This window comes from Fulvivirga sp. (assembly GCF_040220315.1).
Classification (GTDB): domain Bacteria; phylum Bacteroidota; class Bacteroidia; order Cytophagales; family Cyclobacteriaceae; genus Fulvivirga.
Genome location: NZ_JAVJUY010000185.1, coordinates 1 through 8,278, shown reverse-complemented (window position 1 = coordinate 8,278; position 8,278 = coordinate 1). Strand labels below are relative to the sequence as shown.

Annotated in this window: 8 protein-coding genes; 4 read left to right on the top strand and 4 right to left on the bottom strand. The window is 38.4% G+C overall.

Annotated elements, in window-relative coordinates:
- Positions 1–2,597, bottom strand: a 2,597-nt coding sequence (locus RLO81_RS08835) for a DNA polymerase III subunit alpha (RefSeq protein ID WP_350110222.1), incomplete at its 3' end; no start/stop codon positions are given.
- Positions 2,598–2,849: 252 nt separating this feature from the next.
- On the opposite strand from RLO81_RS08835, the gene RLO81_RS08830 reads away from it, so the two are divergent.
- The 4 genes from RLO81_RS08830 to RLO81_RS08815 all read left to right on the top strand — a co-directional run bounded on the left by RLO81_RS08830 (position 2,850) and on the right by RLO81_RS08815 (position 6,836).
- Positions 2,850–3,428, top strand: a complete 579-nt coding sequence (locus tag RLO81_RS08830; protein WP_350110220.1) for an outer membrane beta-barrel protein — start codon at positions 2,850–2,852, stop codon at positions 3,426–3,428.
- A 112-nt stretch (positions 3,429–3,540) separates the two neighbouring features.
- Positions 3,541–4,104: an outer membrane beta-barrel protein gene (locus tag RLO81_RS08825; protein ID WP_350110217.1), complete on the top strand. Its 564-nt coding sequence runs from the start codon at positions 3,541–3,543 to the stop codon at positions 4,102–4,104.
- A gap of 4 nt (positions 4,105–4,108) precedes the next feature.
- Positions 4,109–4,822 (top strand): hypothetical protein, encoded by a 714-nt coding sequence (locus RLO81_RS08820; RefSeq protein ID WP_350110215.1) that lies wholly within the window; start codon positions 4,109–4,111, stop codon positions 4,820–4,822.
- 4 nt (positions 4,823–4,826) lie between these two features.
- Positions 4,827–6,836 carry a caspase family protein gene (locus RLO81_RS08815; RefSeq protein ID WP_350110212.1) on the top strand — a complete coding sequence of 670 codons (2,010 nt, stop codon included), beginning with the start codon at positions 4,827–4,829 and terminating at the stop codon, positions 6,834–6,836.
- Here the strand turns inward: RLO81_RS08815 and RLO81_RS08810 are convergent.
- The 3 genes from RLO81_RS08810 to RLO81_RS08800 all read right to left on the bottom strand — a co-directional run.
- Entirely contained in the window at positions 6,833–7,099 is a 267-nt protein-coding gene (locus RLO81_RS08810; RefSeq protein WP_350110210.1) for a hypothetical protein, read from the bottom strand. The genes RLO81_RS08815 and RLO81_RS08810 overlap by 4 nt on opposite strands.
- Positions 7,100–7,130: 31 nt before the next feature.
- Positions 7,131–7,760 (bottom strand): 16S rRNA (guanine(527)-N(7))-methyltransferase RsmG, encoded by a 630-nt coding sequence (gene rsmG, locus RLO81_RS08805; RefSeq protein ID WP_350110207.1) that lies wholly within the window; start codon positions 7,758–7,760, stop codon positions 7,131–7,133.
- A gap of 65 nt (positions 7,761–7,825) precedes the next feature.
- A partial coding sequence (locus RLO81_RS08800) for a sigma-70 family RNA polymerase sigma factor (protein WP_350110205.1) occupies positions 7,826–8,278 on the bottom strand: 453 nt, incomplete at its 5' end.

The window sequence follows — 8,278 nt, the reverse complement described above, 5'->3', positions numbered from 1 at the left end:
TGCATTCCTGGCGACTCAAACTGGAATGTGCCATTGGTCTGTCCCTTCTGATAAAGCTCATAGGTCTTAGCATCATCAAGCGGAATGGTATCTATATCAATATCAACACCATGTCTTGCTTTAACAATTTTTAAGGCCGATTTTATGATTGTTAAAGTCTTCAGACCCAAGAAGTCCATCTTAAGCATTCCCGCGCTTTCCACCACGCTGTTATCAAACTGCGTGATGAGCATTTCGGAATCCTTGGCAGTAGATACAGGAATGAATTTAGTGAGGTCGTCAGGTGTGATAATGACACCGCAGGCATGTGTACCAGTATTTCGCACTGCACCTTCTAAAACCTTTGCCTGATTCAACACTCGTGATTTGAGATCAGCACCCTGTCTTATTTCCTCTAATTCCTTTACCTCTTTAAATGCTTTATCTAGCGATGTGCCCGGTCGTTCAGGAACTAACTTGGCCAAATCATTCGCTTCGGAAAGCGACAATTCCATTACTCTGGCCGCATCTCTTATGGATGATTTAGCAGCCATGGTACCATATGTGATAATCTGTGCTACCTGATTTTTACCATATTTATCGATCACATATTGGATCACCTTATCACGACCCTCGTCATCAAAGTCGATATCAATATCGGGTAGTGAAACCCTGTCAGGATTTAGAAAACGCTCAAATAGTAAGTCGTAAGCAATGGGATCAACATTGGTGATTCCTATGCAATAGGCAACGGCTGATCCAGCTGCTGAACCCCGACCTGGCCCAACTGACACGCCCATTTCTCTAGCTTTTCTTGTAAAATCCTGTACTATAAGGAAGTATCCAGGATAACCGGTGTTTTTAATTGTCTCTAATTCAAAATCAAGGCGTTCAGTGATTTTGGGTGAAAGCTCATCATAGCGTTTTTTCGCACCTTCATAGGTTAAATGTCTCAGATATGCATTCTCACCTCTTTTTCCGCCATCTTCTTCATCTTGGGAATCTCTAAATTCTTCAGGTATGTTAAAGGCAGGAAGAAGAACGTCCCTATCCAGCTTGTATGTTTCAATTTTATCAATCAGCTCGGTTAGATTTTCAATAGCCTCAGGGATATCACTAAAGATTGTCTTCATCTCGTCCTGCGATTTGAAGTAGTACTCGTTGTTAGGGAAACCGAATCTAAACCCACGACCTCTACCAATAGGAGTAGACTTCATTTCTCCTTCTTTTACACATAACAACACATCATGTGCTTCGGAGTCTTCTTTGTCTAAGTAGTATACATCGTTTGCTGCGATAACTTTAACATTATATTTTTTCGCAAAGTCCAGCAGCACTTCGTTAACACGATTTTCTTCCTCAAGATTGTGGCGAATTAATTCTACATAAAAATCCTCTTTAAACACATTATGGTACCACACAAAAGCCTCTTCTGCCTGGTGCTCACCTACATTTAAAATGAGGCTTGGTATCTCACAATACATACCTCCCGTCAGTGCAATCACATCCTGAGAGTATTCTTTTATGAGGTCTTTATCAATACGTGGATGGATACCATACAAACCTTCTATATAAGCCATAGAGCTTAGTTTGGCCAGGTTGTGATAGCCATTTTTGTTCTTGGCTATTAAAACCTGATTGTATCGTTTATCGGGATTATCTTTCGTAAACTTTAGAGTTTTACGTTCTTCTGCTACATAGAATTCGCAGCCAATGATTGGTTTGATTTCATTGTTTATGGCCTCACGCACAAATTTGAAGGCACCAAACATGTTGCCCAGATCAGTTAACCCAACCGCGGGCATATTATATTCTTTGGCTTTGGCAATAATTCCTTTTACGTTAGGTACAGCTTGTAGCACAGAATATTGTGAGTGCACATGCAGATGAACAAAAGGATGATCTATATCTTTGGCAGCTGCTTCATCACCACCAAAGTCGGTACCAGGTGACTTATCTTCCTTTGCAAAGTTGGCATCTTCTAATTTAGGTGCTTCATATACTACTTCTTCAATAGCTAAACCGTCCAGTGGCTGAACTACCTTTACTTTGATCAGCCCGAAGAAGCATTTTGCTGTTGCATCAACATCGTAAGCTGCGTCATGAGCATCATTAAAGCCCACTCCGAAAAGCTTTTCATGTAACTCTATAAGCTTTGGGGATTTTAATTTACCACCTATACCACCTTGCAGTTGGCAGAATTCTTTAGATACTTCAGACGTATCAATCTTTTCTTTCTCAAGCAGTGCATTTCCTAAATCTTCTTGTTCAGTTCGAACGTACTCAGTTCCGATGATTCGATTATCGAAATCGATATTATGGCCTACAACTACTTTTGCCTGATCCATATCTTTTTGAAACGTTGCTAGAACTTCCTTAAGATCATGTCCTTCCTCTAAGGCACGCTTAGTAGAAATGCCATGTATTTTCTCCGAATTAAATGGGATTGTAAAGCCCTCGGGCTTGACAATGAAATTACCTCTATTAATTAGTTTACCCGTACTATCATGCAATTGCCAGGCAAGCTGAACCAGCCTGGGCCAGTTTTCCAGGTCTGTGATAGGTGCACTATAGCTATGAGGTAAACCGGTGGTTTCGGTATCGAAAATAATGTACATTCTGCAGTGGTTGTAGTGGTTGTTTGCTTGTGCAATTCAAGAACAAACAGATTGTCAAATATCGGAAAAAAGAGGGTAAGATGTTCTATCAAATTAATCAGTTTACAACTGAATTGCATCACTTACCGGTTAAGAAAGGATCGCACTATGTGCTACACAAAATGTATTAAACTCAAAACCTTGCTTTAAATGGAAATTTACTCTTTTTGAATTTTTTATTAAATTGTTTTATCCACCAACAAAATAGAAATCATGAAATTAAAAATTACTTTTCTTTTACTATGTGCTGTGTTGTTTACCTATGCAATGGCTTTTGCGCAGGTACAAAAAGGCGATGCCAATCTTGGTGTTAATGCTTCTTACTCAACAATTACGGGAGTTGATACTGATAATGGACAAGGAACATTTGTGTTCACTTATCAGAAATATGTAAGTGATAACCTTTCTTTGGGTGCAGGGCCTTTATATATCTGGAATACCAGTGATGATGTATTCTCTCAAATTTTTGGTTTAAACCTATTTATGAACTATTCATTTTTATCATCAAATGGGACTACATTGCCATATCTGGGTCTTCAATACTCATCACTGATTATCACAACTGAATCTGATTCCGATTATTTTGAAAATAGGAGTGGAGCACTTGGAGCAAACGCTGGGGTAAAGTTCTTTTTTACAGAGCGTGTAAATTTTGATGCTAACTTAAGCTATACAACAATAATTGCTGCATCTACCGATACAGGGAGCGGACTCGAAGATACAGATGCTGAGGGCGGAATTCTTCAATTCACAATTGGTTTAGGTGTAATTATTGGTAAAAAGGGCAGCTAGTTAGGTGTAAATGCCTGTAAATGAGATAATTTGCTGGATTTAGTTTTGGTTATAGTTATTATTTGGTTACATTCTAAAAATTTTCTCAACACTAAATCTAACTAATTGGCTTATGACAGAACTTAAAATAGCATGTATTTGTCTATTCATGCTTTTATTGTGCACTATTGAAAGTGCTGCACAGGTACAAAAGGGAGACTCCAATCTAGGTCTCGGTTTTGATACGAACTCCTTAAGTGGAGATAATGGAGAGAGTAGAACGAATATATTTTTAAACTATACCTATTTTATCGGTAAGAGAATTTCTCTAGGTGTCGGACCTCGTTTTGGTTGGCTGAAAGATGCCAATGATCAGAAGAGTAATTCAATAGGCTATAATGTCTTTTTGAATTATGCATTTGTTTCCGAAAGCGGAATAGCTATGCCATATTTTGGCGGTCAGTTTACTAAGGTTTCCCAAAAATCAGAAGGTAATGATGACCCACTGGTAACTAATAGTATTGGTGGCAATATTGGCATCAGGTTTTTCTTGACAGAGCGTTTGAACTTAGATAATAACTTCAGTTACACCAGGGTAATTTCGGGTAATGATACCCTTGATGATTTAGGCATTGATGCCGATGGCACTGTCATTCAATTAAATGTTGGTTTAGGTTATATATTAGGTAAAAGATAGGGCTATGAAAAAGATTAATATATTGTTTATTCTATTGTCGGTAGTAGCCTTTAACGCACATGCTCAAGTTCAAAAAGGGGACAGTAACATAGGAAGTAATTTTGGTTTATTAAGTCAAAAAGGCGATGACCCATTACTTACTTATTCTGCTACTTATATTTCTCTTAACTATCAATATTATGTGGGAAACAGAGTTTCGCTGGGAATTGCACCTGCATGGAATATTACTAAAGTAGTAGATAATGCTATTGCATTCAGGTCCAGAAGTATAAACCTTTTTATCGACTATAATTTCTTGAGTGCTAATGGAAAGGTAATGCCGTATTTTGGATTTAAGTATACAGCAATGAGAACCAATGTTGTATTTGAAGACCCTAATGCGGCTTTTGGTGTATTATCAGGAACTGCTGCAGGAGCGTTGGATGGTTTTACAGGAGGAGCAACCGGAGGAGCGATACCGGGAGGGTCATTCCAATTGCCGGAAGGTGAAGTTACGTTTAGCTATATCAGAACTATTATGTCACTATCTGCAGGTATTAAATTTTTCGTAACAGAAAGAATTAATATTGATAACAATTTAACCATAGGTAAAGTAACAAAGGAAACCGTGGAAGGAGAGTTTTTTGGAACATCATTTGATTTAGGTACCGATGATCCTGGGAGTTTAATTCAATTTACCGTTGGTTTTGGCTATATTATAGGAAGAAAAGGATCTTAATTATATGTTAAAAAACTTTGCAATTACATTACTACTATTTGCTGGGCAGCTTCACGCCCAGCAAATTTCTTTTGTACCGGTTGGTAAATTAACCTCAGAACTCGATCGCGTAACATCAGTGGCTTTCTCATCAGACGGAATGTTAATGGTTGCTGGTGATCGAAAGGGAAATTTACAATTATGGGATTTAGATCAGCTTTCTCCAATGGGAAGAACCGAAGTAAGCGATGATATAATTCACCTCGAATTTTTGAGAGAAAACAAGGAAATAGTGGCAATTGATGCCAGTGGTAATTTGAATTTCTTCTTTGCTAATAATCTTTCAAAAAGCAGATCAAGTGAAATTCCTGATGATCCAATATTGGTTACTGTTGATCCCGAAAAGCAATTTCTGAGTTATTTAAATAAAGATGGATTGTTAAAGGTATTTAGCCTGAAAGCAAATATGCAGCAGGCCTCTGTTGATATATCTAACCGAATTAAAAAACCAATTTACCTGGGCTACGATCGGTTCGGTCAGCAGCTGGCCGTGATGGGGGAAGATGGAACAACGCTAACCTGTAACCCTACAATACAAAATGTGATCCGCGAAGTAAAACTTCGGAGCGATGAGTTTGCTAATTCTTCTTCCGTGATGCATTCAGGGGCATCTAATAAAGGAAGTGATCTTTTTGTGACCGGAGTACAGGAAGTTTTTATTCCTAAAGGGGGTATGCAAGGTGGCCAGCCTGAAAGAAGAAATAGTATTATGGCCTACGATTGGGATTCTTCCAATGAGATTAAGCGTATCAGGGTGAATAATCGGGTGGATCAGATTGTACTCGGCCCCGGACCAACGCATATAGCGTATTATACGGATAAAAGGTATGTGATTACCTTGGTTGATTTAGATAAGGGCGCAGAATCGAGCGAAGTTACGTTAGAAGAATTTCCAGAGACGATTAGTATTTCTGGTGACGATGCCTATCTGGCAGCCGGAGATAAAAATGGCACCATTCATTTGTTTGAGTTACAAAGAAATTCAGCGCCTCAGATAAAGATAACCAAGCCAACACTTAATAGAAACTACGGTGAGTCGATGGTACAGCAGGCAAATTTAGAATTGGAGGGAGTGCTTTCTGATGGCGCCAAGATCAAAAATATTAGTATTAATGGGCAAAAGGCTGAGATTTTACCAAACGGCAAATTCAATGCAGAGGTAGGTCTTGTTCCGGGTAAAAATAAGATAAGAGTGGTAGCTGAAGACTACCAGTCAAACACGGTTTTCAAAGATATTTATGTGACAAGAAACCCTGAAATTGAAGTACCTACCGATGTGGCCCGAGAACACCACGATGGCCAAAAGCGAGTAGCATTGGTAATTGGCAATGCTTCTTATGAAGGGGCTGGAGCATTAGTGAATACCGTAAATGATGCTAAAGTTATGGAGGCAACATTAAAGGAATTAGGTTTTGAAGTAACCTCAATTCTTGATGGGTCTTATGAGGACATGAAACGAGCTGTCTATTCGTTTGGTGATGCGATCAGGGATGTGGATGTCTCTGTATTCTTTTATGCGGGTCATGGCCTTGAGATTGAGGGGGTTAATTATCTGGTACCTGTTGATGCTGAAATTAATAGTCCATTAGATGTTAAACTTAAAACTGTTCCACTAACCGGTGTATTAAGAACAATTGAATATGCAAATGAAGATGGACTGAACATGATAATTCTGGATGCATGCCGTAATAACCCTTTCCCAACGGGAAAAAGAGGTGGTGCAGGACTGGCAAAATCAACACCACCGGGTGGTACTTTAATCGCTTACTCCACTGCACCGGGAAGTGTAGCTTCAGATGGTGAAGGCGATAATGGCTTATACACAGGGGAATTGGTGAAGCAAATGAAGCAACCGCAACGAATAGAAGATGTATTTATGCGCACCAGAAACAGTGTAGAAGAAATTAGTAATGGTGAACAACAGCCTTGGGAGGAAGCAAGACTCAAGGGCATTTTTTACCTAAAAATCAATTAATCTTCTTTGGTTTTGTTAATGTGCCGAAACCAGTACAATACTGAAGCTATTGAGGGAAGAAAAAATATAAACAGCCACCAGGTAATTTTATCGAGTAACTTAAATTGCTTGTTGATTGATACCTGATATGCATATATGATAAATGTTGTAATAGATAGAAAGAACAAGTGTTGTAGATTATCAACAATATTACCTGATATGCTAACATAAATAATAAGCGCAATTAGGGTAAGTGGAAGTGCTATTAAAAGCTGTTTTATCATTATATAATGCTCATTAGCTAGGTTTTGCACGTTAATTACCAGGTACATATACCACTTTTTTGGTTTCAAAAAAGTCTTCTTTAAAGAATGTACTAAGCTCATAAAGGCGATATTTCTTTTTAGATTCTTTCAGTTCTTCTTCCAGATCACCGCCCTTGAGGTAAAGAATTCCATTTGGTAATTTGTGCAAATTTATAGTCTTGAATTTACCTTTTACCCATTGATAAAAAGGTTTTAATCGGGTAACAGCCCGGCTAACAACGAAATCGTACTTGCCATCAATATCTTCTGCTCTGGTATGTGTTGCAACAATATTTTTTAATCCTAACGATTCAACCACTGCGTTTACCACTTTAATTTTTTTGCCAATGGAATCGACCAGGTGGAATTGTGTTTCAGGAAATAGAATAGCCAAGGGTATGCCTGGAAATCCGCCTCCCGTTCCAACATCCAACACCTCACTTCTAGGCTCAAAATTTATCACTTTGGCAATGCCTAAGGAGTGAAGTACGTGCCTTAAATAAAGCTCATCAATATCTTTTCTAGAGATCACATTGATCTGGCTGTTCCATTCTTTATATAAAGGAAGTAGCGCTTCAAATTGTGCTTTTTGTGCCGCTGATAAATTTGGAAAGTAATGAGTTATAATTTCAGATTTCATGATCACTGCGAGCTGGGTTTATGTTCAAAGTTCTAAACGACTTTAAACTGAAAATTTAGAACTAATTAGATATGCTCTTTTTTATTTTTCACCAGATCGTACATCAACTCTCTGGCTCTGTGAAGCTGGGCTTTTACTGTACCCAATGGCGCGTCTAGTTCTGTAGCGATTTCTTCGTAAGACAGTTCATCAAAATAGCGTAACCTTACAAGTCGTTGATATTTTGCAGGCAGCTTGGTGACAAACATTTGTATCAACTCAATTTTCTGGCTTTTGATGGCTACCTCTTGAGGGTTAAGGTTTTTGTCTTCCACATCTATGCCCACAGCTTCGCCATTGTCATCTGTAAAAGAGGTGTCCAAACTCATAGTATCTAACCGCTTTTTACGAATAAAATCAATGGCATTATTAGTAGCGATTCTGAAAAGCCATGTACTAAATGTGAAGTCTTTCTTGAATTTGTGGAGATTTTTAAATGATTTGGCAAAAGCTTCGATGGTAAGGTCTTCGGCATCATC

Excerpts from the sequence above, each read along its gene's own strand:
- RLO81_RS08830 (WP_350110220.1), top strand. The coding sequence starts at position 2,850 with ATGAAATTAAAAATTACTTTTCTTTTACTATGTGCTGTGTTGTTTACC.
- RLO81_RS08825 (WP_350110217.1), top strand. The coding sequence starts at position 3,541 with ATGACAGAACTTAAAATAGCATGTATTTGTCTATTCATGCTTTTATTG.
- RLO81_RS08820 (WP_350110215.1), top strand. The coding sequence starts at position 4,109 with ATGAAAAAGATTAATATATTGTTTATTCTATTGTCGGTAGTAGCCTTT.
- RLO81_RS08815 (WP_350110212.1), top strand. The coding sequence starts at position 4,827 with ATGTTAAAAAACTTTGCAATTACATTACTACTATTTGCTGGGCAGCTT.
- RLO81_RS08810 (WP_350110210.1), bottom strand. The coding sequence starts at position 7,099 with ATGATAAAACAGCTTTTAATAGCACTTCCACTTACCCTAATTGCGCTT.
- rsmG (WP_350110207.1), bottom strand. The coding sequence starts at position 7,760 with ATGAAATCTGAAATTATAACTCATTACTTTCCAAATTTATCAGCGGCA.